Here is a 24,632-nt window from a genome sequence, read left to right as displayed (position 1 = left end):
CCGAGGCAAACTACTACCGGCAACTCGCCAGTCAGGCAGCCACCGTGGAGGCCTGACTTAAACCAAACAGCCTCCACGGAACACGGGGCGGTTCATCCCGCCAAGTTCGATGGCTTGCCTGCACGCGTGATGCTTGCTGCCATCGGCATGCAGGAGTCCGGGTTCTCCTATCGCCAGCAGGTGGGCGGCCCGGCTCGTGGCTACTGGCAGTTCGAACAGGGCGGGGGTGTCCGTGGGGTGCTGACGCATCCGGTCACCTCCGCCTACGCCAAGAGCGTGTGCCAGCTTCGGGCTGTTGCGCCCGTCGAGAGTGACGTCTACGCCGCGCTCCTAACGGACGACCTGCTGGCCTGCGCGTTCGCCCGACTGCTTCTGTATTCGGACTCTGCGCCACTGCCATCCGTGGGCGATATCCAGGTCTCCTGGGCTTACTACCAGCGCAACTGGCGCCCCGGTAGGCCCCATCCGGATTACTGGCCTAGCCATTACATCGCCGCGCAGGCCGCGGTGGCTCCATGACGGTGCCAGAAGCTATGGACCTGACCAATAGTTCCGATGGCCATCTCCACTTACGGCTCGGGCCGGTGGAAAAGTTGGTGGCAGGAGGGCTCACGGCCCTCCTCGTGTTCCTTCTCGGCTGGGTGTTCCACAACTTCGACAACCGGCTGCAGACCCAGGCTGACACCATGAACAAGGTTGTCACCGCCCAGGCTGTCACCAATGCCCAGCTTCAGACATTGAGCACTCAGCTTGCCGATGTCCCCGGGCTCACGCGTCAGATGGCCGAGCTCAAGGTCCAGACCGAGCGAAACACCCAGGACATCCACGAGATCCAGAGCGTGAAGAGGCTCCGCTGATGGAACTGATCACGAACGCTCGCCAGTGGCACCGCCTCTGGTCGATTCGCTTTGCCATTCTGTCGGCAGTATTCGGCGCTCTGGCGACGGCCTACGCTGCATTGCCCGCCGACTGGCTACCGGCCATTCCGTCCTGGGCCAAGTTGGCCATGGCAGGCGGTACGCTTACCAGCTCAGTTGCAGCGGCGGTGGCAAGGGTTGTCCAGCAGTCTAGCCTGGCGACCACGATCACGCCGACCGTACCGCCTCCGGAGAGCAAATGATCCCGGTCAAGCTGTACGTCTACGCCGGCGTCCTGGTCGTCGTCGCGCTGTGCCTGCTCGGCGGCGGATGGTATGCGCACCACGCCGGCTATGCCTCGGGCGTCGCTCACCAGGAACAGGTTGACCAGAAGTCGATCGATGCGGCGAACTCGGCGCGCGGCGAAGCACTGGCCCAGGTAGCTGCATCCGCGCAGGCGCTCCAGCAGGTGAACGCCAATGCTGCGCTAGAGCAACAGAACGCCGCTATCCAACAGGGGCAAGTCGAAGCCGCCATCGAGCAGCTGAGTAAGGACAAGGCATCCGCCCAGTCCGATGCCGCCGCCTGGCAGGCCAAGTTCAAACAGGCATCCACCACCCCAGCCTGCGCAGGCACGCTGAAGGAGGAACTATGCCCCGCCCTGAGCGACTACTGACCGTGCACTGGATCCTTCGCACCCTGATTCTGCTGGCGGTCTGCTTCGTCCTGCTGGCCCTGTTCGGCTGCGCACCGGTGAAGCAGGAGCCAGTGACTCCGCATGTTGTGACTCAAACGGTCACCAAGTACGTGTCCGTTCCCGACGACCTGACGACCCCATGCCCCATCGATCAGCCCAAGGCGCGCACGGTGGCTGAGGCCGTGAGGGTAGCCCGGGCTCGCAAGGACGCCCTGATCACGTGCAACAAGCAGTTGGATGCGATTCGGTCGCTGGGCAAGTGATGTATGGCTGAGGCAAAGAAAGCCACTGATTGGGAGCGCATCGAAGCGGATTACCGCGCTGGCCTCCTGTCGGTTCGCGAGATAGCCGCCACCCACGGCATCTCTCACACAGCGATCAACAAGCGCGCAAAGGCTGAAGGCTGGGATCGCGACCTGTCCGCCAAGATCAAGGCGAAGGCCGAAGCGCTGGTTTCCAAGCGGGAGGTTTCCGCCCAGGTTTCCACTGAGAGAGCGGAAACCGATAGGGCGATCATCGAGGCCAACGCCGAGGTCATCGCCAACGTTCGACTGGCTCACCGCAAGGACATTGGCCGGGCGCGCACGCTCGCCATGAACCTGCTGGCCGAGCTGGAAGCGCAGACCACGGACCGCGAACTGTTCGCGAAGGTGGCCGAGCTTCTGTCAGGCGGTAGTGACGATGACCAGATCGCGTTGCCCGACAAGATGATGGACCTTTACCGGGCTGTCACCAGCCTTCCAGGCCGCACCAAGACCATGAAAGACCTAGGCGACACGCTGCACAAGCTGATCACGCTTGAGCGCGAGGCCTACAACATCGCTGATCCGAAGAAGGTGGAGGTCACCCTCCCGCCGAGCGCGGCGATGCCCACTGACCCGATTGAGGCGGCCAAGGCCTACCAGGAGCTGATGGCCGGCAACAGTTAATGCCGATCCCGTTCCCGTTCGACTTCAAGAACCCGGACTACGTCCAGGTGTTCGAATGGCGGATGGAGCGGCTGCGGCGGATCCGCGAGCAGCCCGACAAGCTGCCCGCACTGAAGGCGTTCTACCGAGACAACCCGGCGCAGTTCATCATCGACTGGGGTGTCACGTTCGACCCGCGAAACCCCGAGCGCGGACTGCCATCGACCATCCCCTTTCTCCTGTTCCCGAAACAGGAGGAGTGGGTGACATGGTTCTTGGAGCGCTGGGTTAACCAGGAGAACGGCATCACCGAGAAGACCCGCGACATGGGTATGTCGTGGCTCACGATGGCGCTGGCCTGCACGATCTGCCTGTTCCGTCCACAGATCACCGTGGGATGTGGATCGCGCAAGGAGGAATACGTCGACGTCATTGGCGACCCGGACTCTCTGTTCGAGAAAGCCAGGATGTTTCTGGCTGGACTGCCGGTGGAGTTCCGCGGCAGCTGGCAGCGCGGCGCGCATGCCTCGTACATGAAGATCCAGTTCCCGGAGACTGGCTCGATCATGACGGGCGAGGCAGGTGATGGTATCGGCCGCGGCGGTCGCTCGAGCTTCTACATCGTGGACGAGTCGGCCTTCCTGGCTCGGCCGCAGCTGGTGGATGCGTCGCTCTCTGCGACGACGAATTGCCGTCAGGACATATCCACGCCGAACGGTCGCGGCAACTCGTTCGCCAATCGACGGTTCAGCGGCAAGACCAAGGTCTTCACGTTCCACTGGCGCGACGACCCGCGCAAGGATGAGGCCTGGTACGAGACACAACGGAACAAGCTGGACCCGGTAACGCTGGCCCAGGAAGTGGATATCGACTACGCGGCCTCAGTGGAGGGCGTAGTGATCCCTTCGGCCTGGGTGCAAGCTGCGATCGACGCACATCTCAAGCTGGGCATTCCCATCACGGGACTCAGCCGCGGCGCGCTCGACGTGGCAGACGAAGGGCACGACAAGAACGCCTTCGCCGGCGGCCAGGGCATCCTGCTGGATGTGCTGGAGGAGTGGTCAGGCAAGGGCGGCGACATCTTCGAGACCGTGCAGAAGGCCTTCCTCCTGTGCGATGCCAACGACTATCCGGTATTCGACTACGACGCAGACGGCCTCGGTGCCGGCGCGCGAGGCGATGCACGAGTGATCAATGAAGGTAGGCGTGAGCGCGGGGAACCGCAGCGGCGCGCTGAACCCTTCCGTGGATCGGGCGAGGTGCACGACCCCGATGGCGAAATGGTCCAGAAGCGGAAGAACAAGGACCTATTCGCCAACCGCAAGGCACAGTCTTGGTGGGCGCTGCGGCTTCGGTTCCAGCAGACCTATCGCGCCGTCGTCGAGGGCATGGCGGTCGACCCGGACAGCATCATTTCCATTTCCAGCCGACTGCCGTTGCTGCAGAAGCTGATTATGGAGCTGTCGCAGCCGACCTACACCATCAACGGAGTGGGCAAGATCGTGATCGATAAGGCGCCGGAAGGCACGCGATCGCCGAACCTGGCCGACTCCGTGATGATCAAATTCAACCCTGGCGCCAGCGCGCTGGATGTATGGACCAGGCTAGCGGCATGAGCAAGAACCGGCAGCGTCGAAATCAGGTCGCCAAGGTTCAGGCGCAGGCATTGGCCCAGTCCGGCAAGCGCTTCATGGTTGGCGACAGCTTCGCCAACTTCGAAGCTAGGGTTGGCATTGGCACGAACAACCAGTCGTCCGGGTCGAGCTATCAGTTCGACTATATCAGCCGTAACCGCGTTCAGATCGAAGCGATGTATCGCTCGAGCTGGATCGTCGGCGCGGTGGTGGACTGCATCGCCGAGGACATGACGCGCGCAGGCATTGACCTGAACACGTCACTGAGCCCGGAGGACCAGACCAAGATCCACGCTGCCTTCGAGCGGATGCAGTTGTGGGATCGGCTGTGCGACAACATCAAGTGGGCCCGCCTGTATGGCGGCTCCATTGCCGTGATGCTGATCGACGGCCAGAAGCTGGATACGCCGCTCAACCTGGACTCGATCGGTCCGGGGCAGTTCAAGGGCTTGCTGGTCCTTGATCGCTGGCTAGTCCAGCCCACGCTGCATCTGCTGGTACAGGAATACGGTCCGGACTTCGGCTTGCCGCAGTTCTATGACGTGGTGGCGGACGCCATGGCGTTGACTCGCCAGCGTATCCACCACAGCCGCGTCATTCGCGTGGATGGTGTGGATCTGCCGTACTGGCAGAAGATCGCCGAGAACCTCTGGGGCCAGTCGGTTTTGGAGCGCCTATTCGACCGCCTCGTGGCGTTCGACAGCACGACCCAGGGCGCAGCGCAGCTGGTCTACAAGGCTCATCTGCGCACCATCAAGGTGGAAGGCCTGCGCGAGGTGATCGCGATGGGTGGCCCGGCGCTCGAAGCCCTGGCCAAGAACGTGGAGATGATCCGCCGGTTCCAGAGCAATGAGGGGCTGACACTCATTGACGCGAAGGACGACTTCGACGCGCACCAGTACACGTTCGCTGGACTCGCCGACATGCTCACGCAGTTCGGCCAGCAGCTGTCTGGCGCGGCAGAGACGCCGCTTACCCGCTTGTTCGGTCAGTCGCCCACGGGGATGAACTCGACCGGTGACGGCGAGATGAAGCAGTACCACGAGAGTGTCGGCTCCAAGCAGGAGCGGCGCCTTCGTCCCGGTGTCACCAAACTGTTGGACGTTGTGTGTCGGTCCGAGCTTGGCATGGCTCCGCCGAAAGACTTTGGTTTCGAGTTCAACTCGCTTGAGCAACAGTCGGACGCGGACAAGGCAGATATCGCCCAGAAGACGACGGCGAGCGTGCTGGATGCCTACGACGCCGGCCTGGTTAGCCAGAAGACCGCCTTGTCGGAGCTAAAGCAGTCCAGCGAGGTGACGGGCATCTGGACCAACATCACCGATGACCTGATCAACGAGGCTGAAGATGCTCTTCCGGACCCCACTGAAAAGGATGCGGGCGACGGATCGCAAGAAGAGTCGGGGGAAGGTACGAAGCCGGAAAGCGGAGACCCAGTACGCCGCGCAGCTTAGGCGTGTAGCGCGCCAAGTCGGGCATCTGATCGATGCCTTTCCTGCGGGTGATCCGACGGTCGTCCCGACCATCACGGACATGTTGCAGCGGTATTCGGAGGCGCTGACCGGGTGGGCAACCCGGACGGCGTCACGAATGCTGGTCGAGGTCGATGTGAGGGACCGCATGGCCTGGGCTGAGCTCGCCGGCGAGATGAGCCGGGAGTTGCGTCGGGAGATTCAGACCGCGCCCACCGGTGAGCTGTTCCAGGCGCTGTTGAACGAGCAGGTCACGCTGATCAAGTCCATTCCCTTGGACGCGGCGCAGCGGGTGCACGAGCTGACGATCAAGGGTCTGGAGGATTCGACCCGGGCCAGCGAGATCGCCAAAGAGATTGGGCGGTCGGGAGAGGTGGCGACGAGCCGGGCCAACCTGATCGCGCAGACTGAAGTGTCTCGGACAGCCTCTACCCTGACCGAAGCGAGGGCGGTTCATATCGGATCGCCTGGTTATTTCTGGCGAACCTCGCATGACAGTGATGTCCGTCCAGACCACAAGGTTCTAGACGGAAAGTTCATCCCCTGGAACCAGCCGCCTATTGCAGATAGGCGAACGGGTCGGCGAGCGCATGCAGGCTGCATCTATGGATGCCGATGCTATCCGGAGCCTGTGCTTCCAGAGTGAAAAGAGTCTGGCCAGGTACACAAGCCTGCGAGCGGGGGCGGAGCCCGCATATTTCATATGCCCCTGAAGAAAGGCAGCTCCAAGTCGGTCATCGAGGCCAACATCAAGGAGCTGATCGCGGCCGGGCACGAGCCTGACCAGGCCGAGGCCATTGCCTACAAGGAAGCCCGTAAGACAACGGACTTCGACGGCGCTGGTCACTCGCGCTACTACACCGTGTCGAAACTCGGCGAGAAGCGCTCGCTGACGCCCGAGGGCTATCTGCTGTGCCTGGACGTGCCGGTGGCTCGCACGGGCGAGATGCTCTACGCCGAGGGCGAGATTGCTGGCGATGACGGCGAGGCCATCCTTGGCGGACCGGACAAGCTGATCCGGGTGTCGCGAGGTGCGGAAGACCTGTTTCGCCCGGAGACCATCGCCAGCTTCGAGGGCAAGCCGGTAACGCTAGGCCATCCCGACGAGTTCGTCACACCCGACAACATCAAGCAGCACGCCGTTGGAACCATGTCCAATGTGCGGCGCGGCGCCGGCATTGAGGACGACCTCATGTTGGCCGACCTGTTGATCACTGATCGCAGGGCCATTGATGCCATCCAAAAGGACGGCATCGAAGAAGTGAGCAACGGCTACGAAGCCGACTACGAACAGCAGCAACCGGGGCGCGCGGCACAGCGCAACATCCTAGGCAACCACGTCGCACTGGTTGAACGAGGCCGTTGCGGCCCGCGGTGCGCAATCGGAGATCAAGACATGCCTGTACTGAAGAAGAAGTCGTGGAAGGACCGCCTGATGGCGGCGTTCAAGACCGGTGACGAGAAGGAGATCGAGAAGATCGCCTCCGAGGTCAAGGACGAAGACGAGTCCGAGGAAGAGCGCGAGGCTCGGGAGAAGAAGGAGCGAGAGTCGAAGACCGAGGACAGCCTCAAGAAGGTGCTCGACAAGCTGACTGCCATGGATGCCGACCTTCAGGAGCTCAAGAAGAAGGTTGAGGATGAAGAGGAGGGAAATCCGGAAGACCCCGACGGCACCATGGACACCGTCATCGAAGCCGAACAGGCTGGCAAGCTCAGCGACGCTGGCGTGAAGCTCTATACGGGCGACAGCGCAAAGAACATTCCGGCCCTGGCCGAGATCCTTGCTCCGGGCACCAAGCTTCCGACCTTCGATGCCAAGACCACGGACGCCCAGCGCGCTCTGTCGCTGTGCAAGTGCCAGCGCAAGGCCCTAGATGCGGCCTACCAGACCGACGCAGGTCGTGCTGCGATCGATCCCTTCCTGGGAAGCCATAAGGCTGACTTCGGTCGCCTGCCGCTGCCTGTCCTGAACGCCGCATTCGTCGGCGCCGCCAACCTGATGCGCGCCAGGAACAACGATGGAACGCACAAGGCAAGCCTGACCACTCGCGACTTCGGTCGCACCACCACTGTCTCCGACATCAACGCGAAGAACCGCGAGTTCTACGCCAAGCGCTGAGGAATCACCGACTATGACTGCTTACCTGTACCGCATGCCGTCGGGCATTCCCGGCATGGTTTCCCGTGAAGAGAACAAGACCATCGAGACGGTCCCGTTCGATTCCGCCGCTCCGTTCTCGGCCTTCGGCCTGTTCGGCAAGATCGTCAACGGCAAGCTGCAGCCCATCGGGGCTGGCGATGTCGCCACGGCCATCTACTGCCTGCTGGTGAAGCCCTTCCCGGCCAACTCCAGTCAGGAAGGCGTGGGCACCGCCGTTCCGCCGACCAGTGGCCCGGCCAATGCTCTCCGTCGAGGCTACGCCACTGTGCAGCTCAACGCCGGCACGGCCGCGCTGAGCGGCACGGTCTATGTCCGCGTGGCGAATGCCTCGGCGGGCAAGCCGATTGGCGGCATCGAGGCCGCTTCCGATACGACCAACACGATCCAGGTAGCCAACTGCACCTTCATGGGTGCCGCTGATGCCTCGGGTAATGTCGAGATCGCCTACAACATCTGATCCCACCCACAAGCTGCCACGCACTGAAACCGCCTTCGGGCGGTTTTTTTGTGGGCGCGTTTCGGAGACCGAACACATGAAAGAACTGATCCTTCCGCGCTCTGTGAAGCGCGCCTACACGCGCGACGGTCTGATGACCTTCGACGCGGCCACCATCGATAGCTCGGGCTCGTTCCTGATCGGCGAGCTGGAGCGTCTCGACCAGACCCTGCACATGCCGCTCGCGGCTGTGACCTGGGGTCGCGACATTCAGCTGCGTGAAGACGTCTCGATCGCCGACGAGGTGTCGAGCTTCACCAATTCCAGCTTCGCCGCTGCAGGTGGTCCGTCCCCGAACGGCAAGAGCTGGATCGGTAAGGACGCCAACGTTATCGCCGGCATCCAGCTGGACATCGGCAAGACCGCCAACCCGCTTACCCTGTGGGGCATGCAGTTGGGCTGGACCATCCCCGAACTGGAAAGCGCCCAGAAGCTCGGTCGCCCGGTTGATCAGCAGAAGTACGAGGGCATGCAGCTCAAGTACAACATGGACGTGGATGAACAGGTCTATATCGGCGACGCGACCCTGGGCTTCACCGGCCTGGTCAACAACGCTGGCGTTTCCACCACCAACGCCGTGACCGGCAACTGGAATAACGGCACCACCACGCCCAACCAAATCCTTCAGGATGTGAACACGCTGCTGGAAGGTGTATGGCAGACCTCCGCCTTCGCCCGCTGCCCGGACAAGCTGCTGTTGCCTCCCGTCCAGTTCAGCTACCTGGTCAGCACCCTGATCAGCTCGGCAGGTAACATCTCCATCCTAGAGTTCCTGAAGAAGAACTCCATCTGCAATAGCATCAACGGTCGTGAACTCGACATCCAGCCGTTGAAGTGGCTGGCCGGCCGCGGCGCCTCGGGCAAGAATCGCATGGTGGCCTACACCAACGACCGCAACCTGGTCCGATTCCCGCTGGTCCCGCTGCAGCGCACTCCGCTGGAATACCGCGGCATCCACCAGCTGACGACCTACTTCGGCCGCCTCGGCGTGGTGGAGGTGGTGTACGGCGAAACCCTGGGCTACGTGGATGGCATCTGATGGCCAGCAAACTCGTCAACATCGTGAAGGACTTCACCCTGACCATCGTTCGCGACGGTCAGTTGGTGAAGGAGGCCATCAAGGCCGGTATCCAGCGCCTGGAAGAGGACGTTGCCGAGCACTGGTACACGAAGGCACACTCGTCGGACGTTCCGGAAGGGGTGACCCAGACGGACGAAGAGGCTGAGGCCGCTGCTTCTACCAAAGCCGCCGCCGCTGCTTCCAAAACCCCGGCCAAGAGCTGAGCATGACCGTTCCCGCCTCCCAGCTACGGACCGACTTCCCTGAGTTCACGGACCCAACCGTGTACCCTGACTCGGCGGTCAACATGTGGCTGGGTGTTGCCGCTGTCACCCTTCCGGAAGATAGGTGGGGTGCATGGTGGCAGCTCGGGCAGGAATTGTTCGCCTGCCATCACCTTGTCCTGGCAGCCCAGGCCGCAGAGGATGTCACCGATGGCAACACGCCTGGTGAGGTGACGGGCGCGACCACCTCCAAGGCGGTCGACAAGGTCTCGGTGGGCTATGACGCCAGCGCCGTCACCCTCACGGATGGCGGCTTCTGGAACATGACCCGCTACGGCGTCCAGTTCCTCCAGTTCGCGCGGATGATCGGTTCCGGCGGTATGCAACTCGGCGGTTGCTGATATGGCTGTGAAGATGACCAAGGACAACGTGGCATCCGTCCTCCGGTCCATCCAGCAGCTGGCATCCAATGAGGTTCTGATCGGCATCCCGGCGACCACCACGGAACGCCAGGATGGCGAAGCCATCAACAACGCCACGATTGGCTACATCCAGGAGCGCGGCTCACCAGTGAACAACCTGCCGGCGCGTCCCTTCCTGGTGCCTGGCGTAGAGAAAGCGCAGGATGCGGCCACGGACGAGCTCAAAAAAGGCGCGGACGCGGCCATGTCGGGCAATGCGATGGGAGCCGATAAGGCGCTCCACCGCGCCGGCATCGTGGCGTCCAACTCGGTGAAGGCGACGATCAATGCAGGTGTTCCCCCGGCACTGGCCGAATCGACGCTGGCTGCGCGTCGGCGCCGCGGACGCACCGGTCAGGTGCCGCTGATCGATACCGGCTCCCTACGGAACTCCATCACATACGTCCTCAGGAAGAAGTAACCGATGCCACGTCTGAACGTCACTCGCGTGCTCAACTCACGCGAGTTCGTCGATCGCACGCTCGTGTGCCGGCGGAATGCGCAGACCGTGGGCAACGATGGCATTGCCGTGGACACGCCGACGGACACGCCGTTCTCGGGTGTCGTGACCAATGACCAGGGCGACATCCTCAAACGTTTTCCCGAGGGCTCGTACGTCACCGGCTCAATCATGGTGCATTCGAAGTTTCCCTTGGTCGCCGGGGCAGACGGACTGGACGCTGACCTCGTGCAGTGGAATGGCGGCTGGTACACCGTGTTCAACATCTCCGACTGGACGACGTACGGGCCCGGTTTCACCGTCGCCCTGTGCACGCCAGTCAAACTCTCTGGCAGCTGATCCATGGCAAACGATTCCTCGACCGGCGGATACATCCTGCCGGCGGGTAGCCCTGCGCCTTTGGAAGACGCGGCGCTTGATGCGCTGTTTCAGCAGGTCGTCGTTGGTGTCACAGGACTGCCTGGGGCCATGGTTCGGCCGCGCTGGCAGCCGACAGCGCCGAAGCAGCCTGAGCCATCCGTCAACTGGTGCGCCATAGGCGTGACCCACATCGACCCGGATGATTATCCGGTCGAGGTGCACGATGGCACTGGAAATGGACAGGACGACTACGCAGTGCATGAAGCGCTGCTCGTCCTAGCCAGCTTCTACGGCCCAAATGCCATGTCCTTCTGCAAGGTCATGCGCGACGGACTCTACATCGCGCAGAACCGCGAGGCGCTGACTCCTCAGGGCATCACGTTAACCGATGTGGGCAAGCCCGTCGCGGCGCCCGAACTGGTCAACCAGCAATGGATCCGGCGTTACGACGTCGAGATCCGGTTCCGCCGCAAGGTGGAGCGCACTTACCCGATTCTCAACATCCTGTCGGCTCCCTTCGAGATCGACACGGATACTCACGCCTAACGGAGCATCCCCATGTCGCAAGGTCTTTCCGTCAGCGATGTCGTCAATGTCACGGTGAACATGTCGCCACTGGCGGCAGCGGTTCGCAACTTCGGCGCTCTCCTGATCCTTGGTTCGTCGCCAGTCATCGATACGGCGGACCGCATCCGCCAGTACAGCGGTATCGATGGCGTTGCCGCGGACTTCGGCAACACGGCACCAGAGTACCTGGCCGCGTCGCTGTTCTTCTCGCAGTCGCCTCAGCCTTCCGTTCTGTACGTGGGCCGCTGGGCCAAGACCCCTACTTCCGCCCAGCTTCTGGGTGGCACCCTGTCTGCTGCTCAGCAGGCACTGTCGAACTTCACGGCGGTAACCTCGGGCGGCATGAAAATCACGGTGGATGGCACGCTGAAGTCACTTTCTGCCATCAACCTTTCTTCCGTGACCAACCTGAACGGCGTTGCGTCCGCGGTGACGACCGCCCTGGCTGGAGCAGCTACGGTGGTATGGAACGCCAACTACCAGCGGTTCGAGGTGACCAGCGCCACGACGGGCACCACGTCGACGCTGACCTATGCCTCCGCTCCGGCTTCGGGAACTGACATTTCGGCGCTACTCGGCCTGGTCCAGGGTGTGGCATCGACCCCTGTCGCTGGTATCGCCGCTGAAAGCCTTTTGAGCGCAGTACAGGCCTGCGCGCCGTTCGGGGATTGGTACGGACTCACCGTGGCGGATGCCACTGTTGTCGCGGCCGATCACCTCAGCGTCGCGGCCTACATCGAGGCAGCCTCCCAGAGCCGCATCTACGGTATCACGACGCAGGATCCGACCGTACTCACGAACGCCACGACTGACATCGCGTCGCAGGTGCAGGCGTTGAATTACAAACGCACCTTCACGCAATACTCGTCCAGTAGCCCGTACGCCGTGGCCTCCTTGTATGGCCGGGCATTCACGGTCAATTTCACGGCCAACAACAGCACCATCACCCTGAAGTTCAAGCAGGAGCCCGGTGTTGCCGCCGAGACGCTGAACGAGACGCAGGCGGCCACTCTTACCGCCAAGAACTGCAACGTCTTCGTGAACTACAACAACTCCACGGCGATCATCCAGCAGGGCGTCATGGCCAATGGCTACTTCTTCGACGAAGTACATGGCCTCGACTGGCTTCAGAACGAAGTCCAGACCAACGTCTACAACCTGCTCTATACGAGTTCGACCAAGATCCCTCAGACCGATGCTGGCACCAACCAGATCGTCGCGGCGATTGAACAGGGATGCGAGGCAGGCGTGAACAACGGTCTGGTCGCTCCCGGCGTGTGGAATGCCAGTGGTTTCGGTGCCCTTTCGCAGGGCCAGACCCTTACCAAGGGCTACTACGTCTACATGCCGACCATTTCGAGTCAGAGCCAGGCAGACCGGGAAGCACGTAAGGCGCCGACGGCTCAGGTCGCCGTGAAGCTCGCCGGCGCCGTCCATTTCGCCAACGTCATCATCAACGTCAACCGCTAAGGAGTCACCATGTCTGCATATAGTTTCCTTGACATTCAGGCGACCATTGCTGGCCCTGGTGGATCTTTCGATCTGGGCTCTGGCGCTGGTGTCGCGGAAGAGGGCATCACTATTGAGATGTCTGGTGACAAGAACACCATGACGATTGGTGCCGATGGAGAGGGCATGCATAGCCTTCATGCCGACAAGTCAGGCAAGGTGACTATCCGTCTGCTTAAGACGTCGCCCAAGAATGCTCAACTCATGGCGATGTATGACCTCCAGGCCACGAGCGCGTCACTTTGGGGCCAGAACATTATCTCGATCAATAGTAGCGCCGTAGGTGACAACAATGGCTGTCGCGAAGTCGCATTCACGAAGAAGCCAAATATCGCCTACGCGAAAGATGGCGGCACGGTGGATTGGGTTTTTGACTGCATCAAGATCGACACCATCTTGGGTACGTACTAATGGAATTCGAGATCAGCGGTCAGACCTACCAGAGCGGCAGGCTCAACGCTCGCCAGCAGTTCCACGTCGCTCGCCGCTTGGCGCCCGTCCTGGGCGGCCTGGCTGACGCCTCCGCCGCGGGTGCCGAGTCCTTCTCGAAGTTCCTCCAGCCCATCGCCGAGGCCATTTCCGGGATGTCGGATGGCGACTGCGACTACGTGCTAGATACCTGCTTGTCCGTAGTGAGGCGTCAGCAGGGCCCCTCGTGGGCCCCCGTCATGTCCAGTTCCAAGGCCATGATGTTCGACGACATCGACATGAGCGTCATGCTCCAGCTTGCTTCGAAGGTGATCCAGGAGAACTTGGGTAATTTTTTTCCCGGAGGCAGCGCCGGCCCACTGAGTCAGGCGACGGCGACAGCGTAGCGTGGGCAAAGCTGCATGACGGCGAGGACTGGCTAATGCGGCCGGTCACGAAGGGCTATTGCCGTTTGGAAAGCCTTCTGGACGGCTCGCTGGACCTAGAAGCCATTGCCTGGGCCAATGACGCTATCGACGTTATGGAAGAGAACCGGATCAAAGCGGAGCGACTGAGGAAATGAGCACCGAGACGATCCGAGAGTTTTTGGTCAGCCTGGGCTTTAAGGTCGACTCTTCGGGCGAGCGCCGTTTCACAGATGGTGTCAAGAACGTCTCCAAGGAGGTTGCAGCCCTTGGTGCTGTCGCAGTGGCTACGGCAACGGCTGTGCTCGCCTCCGTGTCGAAGATGGCGAACGGTCTGGAAGACCTCTACTTCGTCAGCCAGCGCACCCGTGCATCCGCCGAGAACATCAAGGCAATCGGCTTCGCGGCCGATCAAATGGGCAGCTCGGCCGGTGCGGCCCAGGCCTCGATCGAGGCTATCGCTAAGTTCCTGCGCATCAACCCAGGCGGTGAAAGTCTCCTCAAGTCGTGGGGCATTCAGACTCGCGACACTAACGGTGAGCTGCGCGATACCACCGAACTCCTGACCGACCTCGGGAAGGTCTTTCGGCACATGCCGTACGCGCAGGCCTACGCCCGCGCCAACGTCCTTGGCATCGATGAGAAGACCCTCCAAGCCCTGATCCAGGGAACGGACCAGTTCAGCGATCGCTACAAGCAGATCCTTGCTCGATATGGCCTAGACGTCACGAAGGCCACGGAGCTATCGCACAACTTCAACCTTCAGCTGCGCGACCTGAGGGCGAACTTCGAGGTGCTTGGCACGGTTGTCGGCACACGTGTCATTGGCATCCTTAACGAGCTGGAGTTTCGATGGAACTCGCTGGACGATTCGACAAAGAGCAATATCAATACTGTCGCTGAATGGGTCGCCGGCATTGTGGCTGGAACCGCCATTATCATGGGCGGGCCAGTTGCATGGATCGGTGCGCTGGCCGCGGCAATTGCGCTTCTGTGGGATGACTACAAGACCTGGAAGGAGGGCGGCAAGAGCCTGATCGATTGGGGCAAGTGGAAACCGGAAATCGACCTGGCCAAGGCTGGCATCGACCTAATCGGCGATGGCCTGAACAATCTGTGGGCAATCGCGAAGTTCGCGTGGCCTCATATCGTCGAGGGTTGGCATGACCTTACCGCGGCGGTGAAGGAAGCCTACGAATGGGTCATGAAGGTCGTCCACGCTGTCGAGGACAGCAAGTCCTTCAAATGGGTCATAGACAAGACCCAGGGGGCTCGGGACACGGTGTCCGGCTGGTTTGGCTCAGCGGCGGACTGGATTTCCAGCAAGCTTCCCCAGGGAGACTCTGGAAAGGCCTCGGCAGACGCTTCGGCGTTCGGGCATGCAGCTTCGCAGATCTGGGATCAGATCACCGGGAAGCCTTACGACCACGGGAAGCCTGAAACCACGCCGGCGCAGGGATCCGACCAGACACAGCCTATCGGCATTCGTCAGAACAACCCCGGTAACCTTCGCACCGGCCCGGGCGGGTCATTCGGGTCGTATGCCACGCCACAAGATGGCCTTAATGCCCTGAGCAACCAGCTTGGCCTGTATTTCAACGGGCAGTCGGCAGCGGCAGGCAAGAAGCGGCTCGAAACCGTGCGCGAGATCATCTCGACCTATGCACCGAAGAACGAGAACGATACAGGCGCCTATGTGGCTGATGTGTCGGGTCGTCTAGGGGTAAGTCCTGACGCGCAGCTCCATCTGAACGATGTCGCCGAGAGGGCGAAGCTGATGCAGGCGATCGTCCTCCACGAGAACGGCCGCAACCCTTACAGCGACGCTCAGTACCAGCAGGCTGCCGGAGCCAACTTGAGCGCCCAGACCACGATCAATGTCTACGGCACCACCAATCCTCAGGAAACAGCCTCCGCCGTTGGGCGTGAGCAGGATTCGGTGAACCAGCGACTCGTACGCAACTTCCAGACCTCGGCGGCGATGTGAGCATCCTTTCGCAGGTTGGCCTTCTCGTCGCGGGAGAGGTGGCGGACATTTTCCTGAAGTCAGGACGTGCCATTGGAACCATCATTCCTCAGTGCACGATCGAGGAGCGTGCGCGCGACGAGCTGGCCATCACGGAGCATCCGATCCAGACCGGCGCACCCATCACGGATCACGCCTACAAGATTCCATCGACGGTCACAGCCCGATACGGATGGAGTCAATCCGGCGCGATCTTCAACCTGACCAGCGGCGGCATCCTCAGCTCCGATCCAAAGGACGTCTACGACCAGCTGCGAATGCTGCAAGAGAACCGGCAGCCGTTTCAGCTGATCACCGGTAAGCGCACGTACGACAACATGCTGATCCAGACGCTGGAGCAGGTCACCGACAAGGCGACTGAGCATGCCCTGGCGGTGACGATCACGTTCAAAGAAGTGTTCCTTGTCAACGTGGTCGAGGTCCAGGTGGTCGCCGAAAACCAGGCCGATCCGGCGCAGACGGCACCGGTGGTGAATAAAGGAACCGTGCAGCCAAAGCCTGTTCAGCAAAGCGTCCTGAGTTCGATTGCCGGCTTCGTGGGTGGGTGAGATGGCGACTTACGAGATCCCCCTCTCCGGGCAGGCGCAGTCATTCCAGACGACTATCGCCAATGTCACTTACACGCTTACGCTGATCTGGCGTGATGCTGCGTCCGAATGGGTGCTGGATATTGCTGACGCCAACGGCAACCCGCTCGTCCAGGGTATTCCCTTGGTGACCGGCTGCGATCTTCTTGCTCAGTACGGATACGTCGGATTCGGCTTTCAGCTGTGGGTCGCCACCGATGGAGATCCTGATGCTGTGCCGACCTACGACAACTTGGGCACGCAGTCCCATCTGTACGCGGTGACACCGTGACGCAGCAGTACCTACGCGCGCTATCGCTGATCGTCGGTAACCAGGCGCAGGCCTACGACCTTTCGAACCTGCACGTCAGGTTCGAGGTCAAGAACGCGACTGTGCAGACATTGAAGACTCTGCAGGCGCGGGTATTCAACGTCACCGACGAACTGGCCAAGCTGATCCAGAACGAGTTCACCTCCGTAAAACTCAGTGCAGGCTACGAGGGGAACATCGCCCAGATATTCAGCGGCGAGATCACCATGGTCCGCCGAGGCAAGGAATCGGCGACGGACACCTTCGTCGATATCCAAGCGCAGGACGGGGACAAGGCCTTTGGCTGGGCCACCTCAAGCTGGACGATCGACAAAGGCTATACGGCGGACGACATCTATCAGCACTGCCTCAAGGACCTTTCGCAGTACGGCATCGCCGCCGGTTTCAAGCCGGACTTCTCGAACCATCCCGCGCCTGACGCCAAGACAGTCCACGGGCAGACACGCGATGTCCTGCGTACGTTGGCGGATTCTCAGGGCTGCACCTGGAGCATCGAGGACGGGAAGCTCAACTTCATTCCGATCAAAGGTTACTTGCCTGGGGCAGTGCCACAGATCAACGCCTCGTCTGGCATGGTAGGAACGCCCCAGCAGACTATTGGCGGTCTGGTCGTTCGTATGCTGTTGAACCCGGTCATCAAGGCTGGCAGCAAGATCCAGTTGAACAATGCCGACGTCGCGTCACTGACGCTTACCAGCAAGTTCCAGTTGCCGCAGGTCGTTCCCAGTTTCGATGCGGACGGCTTCTACCGGACCTTCCAGGTCGTTCACGCTGGCGATTCGCGCGGTAACACCTGGTACACCGATTGCGTGTGTGCCGCAGTCGATGGAACCGCCCCTCTCACTTCTGGATTCACTCAAGCGGTGCCTGAGAATGGATAGTCGCCAGCGTTGGAGCGATGAGGAGGAAATGCTCCGCGTCGCAATCGATGGCCTGCTCACCCAAGTGTGGACGTCTCTCCCTGGATACATCGTTTCATACGACGCCACGACTAACACCGCGACGGTGCAGCTCGGCGTTCAGGGGCAAATTTCAGGCCCTGATCAGACCCCGAAAAGCGTCAATTACCCGCTACTTTCTGGCGTTCCAGTGATTTTTCCTCGCGGCGGCGGCGGAACGCTGACGTTTCCTATTTCCGCCGGCGATGAGTGCTGGGTATCGTTTGCATGCCGCGCCATTGGTGGGTGGAAGCAGTCTGGCGGGGTACAGCCACCGAACGATGCTCGACGGCACGATTTGTCGGATGCGGTGTGCCACATCGGCCCGATGTCGCAGTCGAAGAAGCTCTCAGCGATCAGCACGTCCACCGTGCAGCTTCGATCAGACGACGGGTTTACCTATGTGGAACTCGACCCGGTTACCAAGAAGGTGAACATCGTTGCTCCTGGCGGGTTCAATGTGAACGGGAATACGGTGTTCACGGGCCAGGTGAAGGCCAATGGCAAGCGCATCGACGAATCCCATACCCACACGGCACAGGGCGCCACAGCGGTTACAACTCCGGTGAACTGACATGCGACTTCGATATCTGGTCTTTTTCATCATGGCGTTCTGCCTCCGAACAGTACATGCCGAAGAGAAGCACGTCATATACACGGACGCGCAGCTCCATGGCATTTGGCTGGGCATCAAGGGTCAGTGCGAGACGCTCGCCAAGGCTGAAGGCAAGCCGCACCTCTATGACTGATGCATCGACTTTCAGAAGGCCGAGTGGAAGGCATGGCACCAGTTGTTTGTCGACCCATCGGTGAGCCAAATGGTGTGGGAACGCTGCGACTACGAGACCGGATTCCGGCAGACACTCGACCTGCATACATACAACCAATGTTTGCGATTAGCCAAAGACCGGCCTGATCTGCAGTGATACAAACCCGCCGAAAGGCGGGCTTTTCTTTGGGGGCATCCGTGCGCTACCGAAAGCTTGATGCCAACGGTGACTACACCTTTGGGCATGGTCAGTCGGACTTCTATCGCGACCAGCCGGAGGCTGTGGCTCAGGCTGTGAGAACTCGCCTGGAGCTGTTCGCCGGTGAATGGTTCCTGGATACGACCGCCGGCATGCCGTGGCGCACGAAGGTCCTCGGCAAGTACACGACCTCGCTCTACGACTTCGCCATCAAGCAGCAGATCACCCAAACCGATGGGGTCCTGTCCCTGGATTCCTACAGCAGCAACCTCGATCCGAATACGCGCGCGCTTAGCGTGAGTGCGGCGATATCGACGATTTACGGGCAGACCACGGTGGAGACCACGCTTTGATCACCACGACCGCGCCGACCCTTTCGGCAACCGGCATCAGTGCCCCCGCCTATTCGGATGTCCTAGCCTTCCTTCAGGCCCAATACCAGGGTATCTATGGTGCCGATGTCTACCTGGAGCCTGACAGTCAGGATGGGCAGTTTCTGGCCATCGTGGCTCAAGCCATCAGCGACGCCAACGCTACCGCCATCCAGATCTACCAGAGCATGAGTCCGGCCACGGCTCAAGGGGCCGCGCTCAGCCAAAACGTGAAGCTCAATGGCATCGCGCGAGCCTTGTTCAGTTACTCGACAGTCGATCTGCTGTTAATAGGACAGGCTGGGTCAACGATCAATAATGGCATCGCTCAGGATACCAATAGCAATCAATGGATCCTTCCAGCTGTCGTTGTCATTCCGCCAAGCGGTCAAATTACGGTGACAGCCACCTGCTCAGTGGCCGGTGCTATCACTGCACCAGCCGGCACGGTGACCATCATCAAGACACCTACGCTTGGCTGGCAGAGCGTCTCAAATCCTTACGACGCCGTGCCTGGTGCCCCGGTCGAATCGGATGCCGATCTTCGATATCGACAAACGGTCTCGACCGCGCTTCCATCCTTGACCGTCATGGATGGCATTGTTGGCGCTGTGTCTTCGATCCTTGGCGTGGCCAGGGTAAGGGCCTACGAGAACGACACGGCGTCCACCGATAGCAATGGCATTCCCTCGCACTCGATGTCGTTGGTTGTCGACGGCGGAGATGCGACGGCCATAGCCAATGCCATCGCGACAAAGAAGACTCCAGGCGCGGGCACCTATGGAACTACGCCGGTCGTTGTGACGGACATCTATGGGCGACCGATCACTATCAACTTCTTCCGGGCGACGGATCAGGCGATCACTGTTTCCATAACGATGAAGGCCTTGGCAGGCTATAGCAGTACTGTGGGTCAAGCAGTTCAGCAGGCGGTCTCCGCCTACGTGAATGCCACGGCCATCGGTGGCGGCACTGCAGGCACGGTGGAATGGGATGGCGCTATTGCGGCAGCTAAGGCCGTGCCGAACAGCAATACCTTCCGCATCACCAGCCTGACACTTACGGGTCCTGGCGGGGCAGGGGCGCCTGACGTACCCCTGGCCTTTAACCAGGCCGCCACCTGCACGCCTAGTGCGGTGACGCTCACGGTGAGCTGATGGCTGACGTCTCGCAGTACACCGGGCTCATCACTTCAGAGCACGCGGACAAGCCAAAATTCAGCGCCATGGTCGCTGCTGTGGCGCAGTGCTTTGTCGATCAGCAGAACGCGCTAGGTGGATTCATACCGGCATTCGACCTGGATCAAGCAGTCGGCGATCAGCTTGACATCATCGGCCTGTGGGTCGGTGTTAGCCGGCGCGTGAATACACCACTGACGGGCGTCTACTTCTCGTTTGATATCACTGGTGTCGGCTTCGACCAGGGGGTCTGGCAGGGACCGTTTGATCCATCCACGGAGGTCACCTTGCTGGATGACGACACGTATAGGACCCTGATACGAGCCAAGATCGGTGCCAACCATTGGGATGGAACACTGGGATCGTCGGCGGCCATCCTCAACCAGATATTCGAAAGCGGAACACACGTCTTCATCCAAGACAACCAGGACATGACGATGACCATCGGCGTGTCCGGAACGATTCCATCAGCCATCCTTCTTGCTCTGCTTAAGGGCGGATACATACCGCTTAAGCCTGAGGGTGTGCTGGTGAACTCATACATAGTCACAAGTTCCACAGGTTCTCCCATCTTCGGCTTCGACATGACCGGACCTTACGTATCAGGGTTCGATTCTGGGTCCTGGGCAAAACCACTCTAGCTAAGTCCCATATTCATTTGCGCAGCCGCCTTAGGGCGGCCTTTTTGTTTGGAGAAAGAACAGCATGGCAACGAACGATTTCCAGGTATTTGCGGGCGGCGCAGGGGCCAACGTCCTCAGTCAAAGCGACTGGCTGGCCCTTGCAGCGCTTGGCGCCGGCTTCTCATCGGGCATGGCTCAATCCGCCGCATGCAATAAGGCCTGGCGGCAGTCATCGATTATGGCTGCTGTTCTTGCCCAGCTTATCGTGGATAACACGGGACAGAACGCCACCGACGACGGAACGATGGCCACGCTGCTGGCCAACTTGAAGAAGGCTGTGGGCGGGCGCCTGCTTGGTCCTCCTCGCATCTTCACGTCGAGCACGACGTACACGCCCACCCCAGGAACAAACTCGATCATCGTCGAGGTACAAGGTGGCGGCGGTGGCGGCGGTGGGGCGCCGGCTACAAGCTCGAGCCAGTACGTGGCCTCAGGCGGTGGCGCATCAGGGTGTTACGCCAAGTCTCTGCTAACCAGTGGATTCTCAGGCGTTACGATCACCGTAGGATCGGCTGGATCTGGCGGTGTTGCTGGAGCCAATAACGGATCTCAAGGTGGAACATCGTCGTTTGGTGCGCTCATTTCGTGTCCTGGTGGCTTCGGTGGTGTAGGACAGATCGCAGTCACTAATGGAACGCCATCGTTTGGACAAGTGACGGGCACCCAGAACAATGCGAGTGGTGGCAACATCATCAATGGCAGTAGCAATACAGCGTCCCTTGGGTTTGGGGCGGCGACGAATGCCATGGTGTCCGGATCTGGATGCGCCTCGCAGTTTGGAGGTGGAGGCAAGGGAATCGTGGGCAGTAGTGCGGCAGGAAACGCCGCCGTTTCATACGGAGCTGGAGGAGGCGGTGCAGCTAATAATTCGTCTGGTTCCGCTTTGGCCGGAGGTTCTGGCGGTCCTGGCGTGGTCATCATCTGGGAGTATGCATAATGGAAACATACGCCATCGTTGAGTCTGGGGTAGTGGTGAACACGGTCCTTTGGGATGGTGGCAACGAATGGAGTCCCCCGAGCGGGTCCGAGGCCATCCTGTTGCCTGATGGATCCCCGGTCGGAGTCGGCTACACCTATAACGGCACGCAGTTCACGCCGCCGTCGGCGGGTTGACGAGTATCGCGAACCGATCCATAGTTCCCCAATGATGGGAGAGTCTATGGATGGGTTCTATGCCATATGGCCTTCGCTGGCCCTCGTTGCTTTTGCTGTCTGCGTAGCGTCGACACGGCCCTTTCGTGCACTTGATCCCGCGCCCGGAGCATCTTCAGGGCGAGACGTGAACCTTGATGGGCTGAGGACCTTTCTAGCCCTCGCTGTGTTCATGCATCACATGTCGATCCGAAGGGCCGCCGTCCTAACCGGCGTCGTGGCCCTTCCTCCATCGCACTTCTACGCCTATCTAGGAAGCTTCGGTGTGTCGGTGTTCTTCATGATCACTGGCTATCTTTTTTGGGGGAAGCTTCTCGATCGCAAGGGAAAAATCTCTTGGATTGATCTATACGTCCACCGTTTCTTCCGCATCGTGCCGCTCTATTGGGCACTGATGGCTATATACATCACCGTCGTGTTGACTCGCGCGGACGGCGGACTCGCCAGCGCGATCGCTTCGGCATGGGCCGGGGCGCTGAAGTGGTTGGCCTTCGGCGCCTATCCGGGGCCGCCTCCGCTGCTGGGCGATACGCGCGCCATGCCGCTGGTCGGCATGACGTGGACTCTGACGTACGAATGGGGCTTCTATGCGTCCCTTCTGGTCACGGCATTCCTCGCCAGGACACGTTGGTCTGGGCCGGTGCTCGCTGTGGCTATCGCGCTCACGTTATGCACAAAGCTTGGACTGAGTGGACCGGTGAGTTATTTCATCTCGCTCTTTCTGTGCGGGATGCTGACGGCGTGGATGGCTCGTGCCTTTCCCAGGTGGCGAGGAGATGGCTACGTGCGATCCATCATCGCTATAGGGTTTGTCATTGCTGCCGTGTGCTTGAGCGATACTGCTTATTCCGGGGTCGGCGTACTGCTGCTCGGCCTATTCTTTCTGCTCATTGCCTCAGGGACTTCGTTGTTCGGGTTGTTGCGGTGCACTGGCGCCATGCGCCTTGGACACGCCAGCTACAGCATCTACTTGTTGCACGGTGTGGTGCTGTGCAGCTTCTTCGCCCCGTCACTTCTGGGTGGGTGGGCAGCTGGCTCGGTTATCCGATATTGGTGTCTTGGCGCGGTGACGACGATGGCGCTCGTGGTGATTGCGTCGCTGTCATATCTTGGCATCGAGCGGCCAGGCATCGCCTTGGGGCGCCGCTTGCTTGGTAGGCGGACTGACGACACTGGCATGCATGGGCATGCCCCCTCTCTCGTCCGGACCCGACCCCGGCCACCGATCCCGCCCCCTGAGACGCCGCCCGCGTAGGCTGGCGGTCATGTCCGAACCTCCGCGCGTCCACTGGGAACAGGTGTTCATGAGCGGTCAGCCGCTCGACCACTGGCTGGCCACGCTGCCCGGCTCGGTCTGCTTCGCCTCCGTGAATATGCGGATCGACGGCACCTGGAAGGTGAACCTCACGCCCAAGGGAAGGGGCCTCAAGGTCATCCCGATCTATTCCCAGCCCTACCGGACCCGCGAGAAGGCCATGGCGCATGTCGAGCGGTGGGCGCAGTACCACTGGCGAAAGGTGCCGCCGGCGGAGCCGAAACCCGGGAGGATGGGGTGGTAGGCCTACTACCAGCACGAGTTGCCCGAGAAGAAGTGAAATGCACCACATCCCTGTGGTGCGGGCCCATCAGTGGAGGAATGGCTTCAGCGCCTCCCAAAGGTGACGTAGCACAGTGAGCCCTTCATCGGCCGCCTATTCGACAGCGAACAGTGCAACGGCCCAGGCCTAGATGGTCTTCGGGTTGATCTTCATTGCGTAGATCCTCGGTCTTGGGAAAAGCCAGCTTTCGCCAGCACCACTATGGTACGACCGGTTTTCGGTGAAGTAAGGAAAGCGCCGGATTCGCGGGGACTGCACAGAAATTCCCCACGAAGGCCCTCAAACGGCGCTGTTGAGCCATTCTCGTCTCGTATCGGGGGCACCAATTCAACCACTTGCGCACTTGATGCGCTGCGTCATCCCGAGACGCGTGCGCCATGGCGGAATGCGCTGGCATGTTCGCCACGCCAGCGGCGCTTTTCGTGGTGTGGTTCAGTCGGTCGATTCGCGACCGCTTTCATCGGTACGGAAGACCCGGCGCAGCCGGCTGCATAGCCGCCGTACGTTGTCGACGGTGCGGATGTCGCCCATGTCGTTGTCGAGCAGGGGAACATCGGTGCCCACCAGCTGGCGCAGTTCCGACCGGGCCAGCGCCAGCAGGCCCTGGGCCGAGGGCAGCAGATCCTTCAGAAGCTCGTCGTGGCGTTGCCTTTGGTGGATGCGTCCAAGGTCTTCAAGCCCTTGCTCCAGGTCTTCCACCCAGGCCAGCAGTACACGTTCGGTCGAAAAAGCCATTACCACGCTCATACAGGTCGTGCGGCAGCTCAAGCCAGCCGGCACGCTCTCCCAGGTGCCACCGGCGGATGTCGTTCCTCGTCAGCGCCATGACGCTGTAGGTCAGCTTTTGGCGAAAATGCCCCGGTCGAGCACCTCGGCCTGTACGTGTCCGGCAACCGCGTCCTGGTCCACCGCCTCGCCGCTGATCTCCTCCTGGGGCACTACAGTGCCATAGATCTGGGCACGCCATGCAACCCGTCCCGGCAGCTGGTCGACTTCGCAAAGCACTTGAAGTTCGTGGTGCGCCTCGTCCACGACGTTGAAGTTCATGTTCATGCGTGAGCGCCCCTGACGCTCGCGGTACGTCTTGCGGTTGATGGTGGAACGGCTCAGCGGGCGGGTCCC

At 60.9% G+C, this 24,632-nt stretch carries 35 protein-coding genes; 32 read left to right on the top strand and 3 right to left on the bottom strand.

The features are described from left to right. From BDW41_RS06005 to BDW41_RS05885, 26 genes are all read left to right on the top strand, one after another. Positions 1-519: hypothetical protein (locus BDW41_RS06005; RefSeq protein WP_233496783.1), on the top strand; the 519-nt coding region annotated here is incomplete at its 5' end. After that, positions 516-857, top strand: coding sequence for a hypothetical protein (locus BDW41_RS06000; RefSeq protein WP_146217315.1), 342 nt, complete (start codon positions 516-518; stop codon positions 855-857). The genes BDW41_RS06005 and BDW41_RS06000, both read left to right, overlap by 4 nt. Beyond that, positions 857-1,120, top strand: a complete 264-nt coding sequence (locus tag BDW41_RS05995; RefSeq protein ID WP_074550717.1) for a hypothetical protein — start codon at positions 857-859, stop codon at positions 1,118-1,120. Before BDW41_RS06000 ends, BDW41_RS05995 begins: the two co-directional genes overlap by 1 nt. Next, positions 1,117-1,533, top strand: coding sequence for a hypothetical protein (locus tag BDW41_RS05990; RefSeq protein WP_074550719.1), 417 nt, complete (start codon positions 1,117-1,119; stop codon positions 1,531-1,533). Before BDW41_RS05995 ends, BDW41_RS05990 begins: the two co-directional genes overlap by 4 nt. After that, positions 1,509-1,817, top strand: a complete 309-nt coding sequence (locus tag BDW41_RS05985; RefSeq protein ID WP_083337737.1) for a hypothetical protein — start codon at positions 1,509-1,511, stop codon at positions 1,815-1,817. The genes BDW41_RS05990 and BDW41_RS05985 overlap by 25 nt, the downstream gene beginning before the upstream one ends. A gap of 3 nt (positions 1,818-1,820) precedes the next feature. Beyond that, entirely contained in the window at positions 1,821-2,483 is a 663-nt protein-coding gene (locus BDW41_RS05980; protein WP_074550721.1) for a hypothetical protein, read from the top strand. Continuing rightward, complete coding sequence (locus BDW41_RS05975) at positions 2,483-4,078, top strand: TerL protein (RefSeq protein ID WP_074550723.1); 1,596 nt, start codon at positions 2,483-2,485, stop codon at positions 4,076-4,078. The genes BDW41_RS05980 and BDW41_RS05975 overlap by 1 nt, the downstream gene beginning before the upstream one ends. After that, positions 4,075-5,550: a DUF1073 domain-containing protein gene (locus BDW41_RS05970; protein ID WP_083337738.1), complete on the top strand. Its 1,476-nt coding sequence runs from the start codon at positions 4,075-4,077 to the stop codon at positions 5,548-5,550. Before BDW41_RS05975 ends, BDW41_RS05970 begins: the two co-directional genes overlap by 4 nt. A gap of 136 nt (positions 5,551-5,686) precedes the next feature. Continuing rightward, positions 5,687-6,214: a phage minor head protein gene (locus tag BDW41_RS05965; RefSeq protein ID WP_233496782.1), complete on the top strand. Its 528-nt coding sequence runs from the start codon at positions 5,687-5,689 to the stop codon at positions 6,212-6,214. Positions 6,215-6,271: 57 nt separating this feature from the next. Then, entirely contained in the window at positions 6,272-7,687 is a 1,416-nt protein-coding gene (locus BDW41_RS05960) for a DUF2213 domain-containing protein (protein ID WP_083337739.1), read from the top strand. A gap of 13 nt (positions 7,688-7,700) precedes the next feature. Further along, positions 7,701-8,186, top strand: a complete 486-nt coding sequence (locus BDW41_RS05955) for a hypothetical protein (RefSeq protein ID WP_074550726.1) — start codon at positions 7,701-7,703, stop codon at positions 8,184-8,186. A gap of 76 nt (positions 8,187-8,262) precedes the next feature. Beyond that, on the top strand, positions 8,263-9,264 hold the full coding sequence (locus BDW41_RS05950; protein WP_074550728.1) for a DUF2184 domain-containing protein: 1,002 nt from the start codon (positions 8,263-8,265) through the stop codon (positions 9,262-9,264). Next, positions 9,264-9,509 (top strand): hypothetical protein, encoded by a 246-nt coding sequence (locus tag BDW41_RS05945; RefSeq protein ID WP_074550730.1) that lies wholly within the window; start codon positions 9,264-9,266, stop codon positions 9,507-9,509. Before BDW41_RS05950 ends, BDW41_RS05945 begins: the two co-directional genes overlap by 1 nt. A 2-nt stretch (positions 9,510-9,511) precedes the next feature. Continuing rightward, positions 9,512-9,910, top strand: a complete 399-nt coding sequence (locus BDW41_RS05940; RefSeq protein ID WP_074550732.1) for a DUF4054 domain-containing protein — start codon at positions 9,512-9,514, stop codon at positions 9,908-9,910. A gap of 13 nt (positions 9,911-9,923) precedes the next feature. Beyond that, a complete protein-coding gene (locus BDW41_RS05935; RefSeq protein WP_233496781.1) occupies positions 9,924-10,391 on the top strand; it encodes a hypothetical protein in 468 nt (155 codons plus the stop codon). 3 nt (positions 10,392-10,394) lie between these two features. Beyond that, a complete protein-coding gene (locus BDW41_RS05930) occupies positions 10,395-10,769 on the top strand; it encodes a hypothetical protein (RefSeq protein WP_074550738.1) in 375 nt (124 codons plus the stop codon). A gap of 3 nt (positions 10,770-10,772) precedes the next feature. After that, entirely contained in the window at positions 10,773-11,336 is a 564-nt protein-coding gene (locus tag BDW41_RS05925; protein WP_074550740.1) for a hypothetical protein, read from the top strand. A gap of 12 nt (positions 11,337-11,348) precedes the next feature. Further along, complete coding sequence (locus BDW41_RS05920) at positions 11,349-12,827, top strand: DUF3383 domain-containing protein (protein WP_074550743.1); 1,479 nt, start codon at positions 11,349-11,351, stop codon at positions 12,825-12,827. Positions 12,828-12,836: 9 nt separating this feature from the next. Further along, positions 12,837-13,277 carry a phage protein gene (locus BDW41_RS05915; protein WP_074550745.1) on the top strand — a complete coding sequence of 147 codons (441 nt, stop codon included), beginning with the start codon at positions 12,837-12,839 and terminating at the stop codon, positions 13,275-13,277. Continuing rightward, positions 13,277-13,681: a phage tail assembly chaperone gene (locus BDW41_RS05910; RefSeq protein WP_074550748.1), complete on the top strand. Its 405-nt coding sequence runs from the start codon at positions 13,277-13,279 to the stop codon at positions 13,679-13,681. The genes BDW41_RS05915 and BDW41_RS05910 overlap by 1 nt, the downstream gene beginning before the upstream one ends. Positions 13,682-13,716: 35 nt before the next feature. Next, positions 13,717-13,857, top strand: a complete 141-nt coding sequence (locus BDW41_RS23660) for a hypothetical protein (protein ID WP_233496780.1) — start codon at positions 13,717-13,719, stop codon at positions 13,855-13,857. After that, positions 13,854-15,686, top strand: coding sequence for a hypothetical protein (locus tag BDW41_RS05905; RefSeq protein ID WP_074550751.1), 1,833 nt, complete (start codon positions 13,854-13,856; stop codon positions 15,684-15,686). Before BDW41_RS23660 ends, BDW41_RS05905 begins: the two co-directional genes overlap by 4 nt. Further along, positions 15,683-16,273, top strand: a complete 591-nt coding sequence (locus BDW41_RS05900; protein ID WP_110301536.1) for a phage baseplate protein — start codon at positions 15,683-15,685, stop codon at positions 16,271-16,273. Before BDW41_RS05905 ends, BDW41_RS05900 begins: the two co-directional genes overlap by 4 nt. A 1-nt stretch (position 16,274) precedes the next feature. Beyond that, a complete protein-coding gene (locus tag BDW41_RS05895) occupies positions 16,275-16,583 on the top strand; it encodes a hypothetical protein (protein WP_074550758.1) in 309 nt (102 codons plus the stop codon). Beyond that, complete coding sequence (locus tag BDW41_RS05890) at positions 16,580-17,503, top strand: hypothetical protein (RefSeq protein ID WP_074550761.1); 924 nt, start codon at positions 16,580-16,582, stop codon at positions 17,501-17,503. The genes BDW41_RS05895 and BDW41_RS05890 overlap by 4 nt, the downstream gene beginning before the upstream one ends. Further along, positions 17,496-18,134 carry a Gp138 family membrane-puncturing spike protein gene (locus tag BDW41_RS05885; protein WP_074550763.1) on the top strand — a complete coding sequence of 213 codons (639 nt, stop codon included), beginning with the start codon at positions 17,496-17,498 and terminating at the stop codon, positions 18,132-18,134. The genes BDW41_RS05890 and BDW41_RS05885 overlap by 8 nt, the downstream gene beginning before the upstream one ends. Here BDW41_RS05885 and BDW41_RS22970 read toward each other — a convergent pair. After that, a complete protein-coding gene (locus BDW41_RS22970) occupies positions 18,115-18,435 on the bottom strand; it encodes a hypothetical protein (protein ID WP_146217314.1) in 321 nt (106 codons plus the stop codon). The genes BDW41_RS05885 and BDW41_RS22970 overlap by 20 nt on opposite strands. Positions 18,436-18,527: 92 nt before the next feature. On the opposite strand from BDW41_RS22970, the gene BDW41_RS05880 reads away from it, so the two are divergent. From BDW41_RS05880 to BDW41_RS05860, 6 genes are all read left to right on the top strand, one after another. Then, positions 18,528-18,881 (top strand): hypothetical protein, encoded by a 354-nt coding sequence (locus BDW41_RS05880; protein WP_074551090.1) that lies wholly within the window; start codon positions 18,528-18,530, stop codon positions 18,879-18,881. Further along, the gene (locus BDW41_RS05875) at positions 18,878-20,056 is read left to right on the top strand and encodes a hypothetical protein (RefSeq protein WP_074550765.1); all 1,179 of its coding nucleotides are present in this window, start codon (positions 18,878-18,880) and stop codon (positions 20,054-20,056) included. The genes BDW41_RS05880 and BDW41_RS05875 overlap by 4 nt, the downstream gene beginning before the upstream one ends. Beyond that, the gene (locus BDW41_RS05870; RefSeq protein ID WP_074550767.1) at positions 20,056-20,718 is read left to right on the top strand and encodes a DUF2612 domain-containing protein; all 663 of its coding nucleotides are present in this window, start codon (positions 20,056-20,058) and stop codon (positions 20,716-20,718) included. Before BDW41_RS05875 ends, BDW41_RS05870 begins: the two co-directional genes overlap by 1 nt. 64 nt (positions 20,719-20,782) lie before the next feature. Continuing rightward, positions 20,783-21,697, top strand: coding sequence for a hypothetical protein (locus BDW41_RS22965; RefSeq protein ID WP_074550769.1), 915 nt, complete (start codon positions 20,783-20,785; stop codon positions 21,695-21,697). A 54-nt stretch (positions 21,698-21,751) separates the two neighbouring features. Next, positions 21,752-23,167: an acyltransferase gene (locus BDW41_RS05865; protein WP_146217313.1), complete on the top strand. Its 1,416-nt coding sequence runs from the start codon at positions 21,752-21,754 to the stop codon at positions 23,165-23,167. Positions 23,168-23,177: 10 nt separating this feature from the next. Continuing rightward, positions 23,178-23,471, top strand: coding sequence for a hypothetical protein (locus tag BDW41_RS05860; RefSeq protein WP_074550776.1), 294 nt, complete (start codon positions 23,178-23,180; stop codon positions 23,469-23,471). 471 nt (positions 23,472-23,942) lie between these two features. On the opposite strand, the gene BDW41_RS05855 is transcribed toward BDW41_RS05860, so the two are convergent. Continuing rightward, the gene (locus BDW41_RS05855; RefSeq protein WP_074550780.1) at positions 23,943-24,245 is read right to left on the bottom strand and encodes a hypothetical protein; all 303 of its coding nucleotides are present in this window, start codon (positions 24,243-24,245) and stop codon (positions 23,943-23,945) included. Positions 24,246-24,347: 102 nt separating this feature from the next. Next, positions 24,348-24,563, bottom strand: a complete 216-nt coding sequence (locus BDW41_RS22960) for a hypothetical protein (RefSeq protein WP_146217312.1) — start codon at positions 24,561-24,563, stop codon at positions 24,348-24,350. Positions 24,564-24,632: the final 69 nt, after the last annotated feature.

It is taken from the genome of Dyella sp. AtDHG13 (genome assembly GCF_003201105.1).
Classification (GTDB): domain Bacteria; phylum Pseudomonadota; class Gammaproteobacteria; order Xanthomonadales; family Rhodanobacteraceae; genus Dyella; species Dyella jiangningensis_B.
This window is presented reverse-complemented; position numbering and strand designations above follow the sequence as displayed.

Coding starts and splice junctions, on each gene's coding strand:
- BDW41_RS06000 (WP_146217315.1), top strand. CDS start 516: ATGACGGTGCCAGAAGCTATGGACCTGACCAATAGTTCCGATGGCCAT.
- BDW41_RS05995 (WP_074550717.1), top strand. CDS start 857: ATGGAACTGATCACGAACGCTCGCCAGTGGCACCGCCTCTGGTCGATT.
- BDW41_RS05990 (WP_074550719.1), top strand. CDS start 1,117: ATGATCCCGGTCAAGCTGTACGTCTACGCCGGCGTCCTGGTCGTCGTC.
- BDW41_RS05985 (WP_083337737.1), top strand. CDS start 1,509: ATGCCCCGCCCTGAGCGACTACTGACCGTGCACTGGATCCTTCGCACC.
- BDW41_RS05980 (WP_074550721.1), top strand. CDS start 1,821: ATGGCTGAGGCAAAGAAAGCCACTGATTGGGAGCGCATCGAAGCGGAT.
- BDW41_RS05975 (WP_074550723.1), top strand. CDS start 2,483: ATGCCGATCCCGTTCCCGTTCGACTTCAAGAACCCGGACTACGTCCAG.
- BDW41_RS05970 (WP_083337738.1), top strand. CDS start 4,075: ATGAGCAAGAACCGGCAGCGTCGAAATCAGGTCGCCAAGGTTCAGGCG.
- BDW41_RS05965 (WP_233496782.1), top strand. CDS start 5,687: ATGCTGGTCGAGGTCGATGTGAGGGACCGCATGGCCTGGGCTGAGCTC.
- BDW41_RS05960 (WP_083337739.1), top strand. CDS start 6,272: ATGCCCCTGAAGAAAGGCAGCTCCAAGTCGGTCATCGAGGCCAACATC.
- BDW41_RS05955 (WP_074550726.1), top strand. CDS start 7,701: ATGACTGCTTACCTGTACCGCATGCCGTCGGGCATTCCCGGCATGGTT.
- BDW41_RS05950 (WP_074550728.1), top strand. CDS start 8,263: ATGAAAGAACTGATCCTTCCGCGCTCTGTGAAGCGCGCCTACACGCGC.
- BDW41_RS05945 (WP_074550730.1), top strand. CDS start 9,264: ATGGCCAGCAAACTCGTCAACATCGTGAAGGACTTCACCCTGACCATC.
- BDW41_RS05940 (WP_074550732.1), top strand. CDS start 9,512: ATGACCGTTCCCGCCTCCCAGCTACGGACCGACTTCCCTGAGTTCACG.
- BDW41_RS05935 (WP_233496781.1), top strand. CDS start 9,924: ATGACCAAGGACAACGTGGCATCCGTCCTCCGGTCCATCCAGCAGCTG.
- BDW41_RS05930 (WP_074550738.1), top strand. CDS start 10,395: ATGCCACGTCTGAACGTCACTCGCGTGCTCAACTCACGCGAGTTCGTC.
- BDW41_RS05925 (WP_074550740.1), top strand. CDS start 10,773: ATGGCAAACGATTCCTCGACCGGCGGATACATCCTGCCGGCGGGTAGC.
- BDW41_RS05920 (WP_074550743.1), top strand. CDS start 11,349: ATGTCGCAAGGTCTTTCCGTCAGCGATGTCGTCAATGTCACGGTGAAC.
- BDW41_RS05915 (WP_074550745.1), top strand. CDS start 12,837: ATGTCTGCATATAGTTTCCTTGACATTCAGGCGACCATTGCTGGCCCT.
- BDW41_RS05910 (WP_074550748.1), top strand. CDS start 13,277: ATGGAATTCGAGATCAGCGGTCAGACCTACCAGAGCGGCAGGCTCAAC.
- BDW41_RS23660 (WP_233496780.1), top strand. CDS start 13,717: ATGCGGCCGGTCACGAAGGGCTATTGCCGTTTGGAAAGCCTTCTGGAC.
- BDW41_RS05905 (WP_074550751.1), top strand. CDS start 13,854: ATGAGCACCGAGACGATCCGAGAGTTTTTGGTCAGCCTGGGCTTTAAG.
- BDW41_RS05895 (WP_074550758.1), top strand. CDS start 16,275: ATGGCGACTTACGAGATCCCCCTCTCCGGGCAGGCGCAGTCATTCCAG.
- BDW41_RS05885 (WP_074550763.1), top strand. CDS start 17,496: ATGGATAGTCGCCAGCGTTGGAGCGATGAGGAGGAAATGCTCCGCGTC.
- BDW41_RS22970 (WP_146217314.1), bottom strand. CDS start 18,435: ATGCAGGTCGAGTGTCTGCCGGAATCCGGTCTCGTAGTCGCAGCGTTC.
- BDW41_RS05870 (WP_074550767.1), top strand. CDS start 20,056: ATGGCTGACGTCTCGCAGTACACCGGGCTCATCACTTCAGAGCACGCG.
- BDW41_RS22965 (WP_074550769.1), top strand. CDS start 20,783: ATGGCAACGAACGATTTCCAGGTATTTGCGGGCGGCGCAGGGGCCAAC.
- BDW41_RS05865 (WP_146217313.1), top strand. CDS start 21,752: ATGGTGGCAACGAATGGAGTCCCCCGAGCGGGTCCGAGGCCATCCTGT.
- BDW41_RS05860 (WP_074550776.1), top strand. CDS start 23,178: ATGTCCGAACCTCCGCGCGTCCACTGGGAACAGGTGTTCATGAGCGGT.
- BDW41_RS05855 (WP_074550780.1), bottom strand. CDS start 24,245: ATGGCTTTTTCGACCGAACGTGTACTGCTGGCCTGGGTGGAAGACCTG.
- BDW41_RS22960 (WP_146217312.1), bottom strand. CDS start 24,563: ATGAACATGAACTTCAACGTCGTGGACGAGGCGCACCACGAACTTCAA.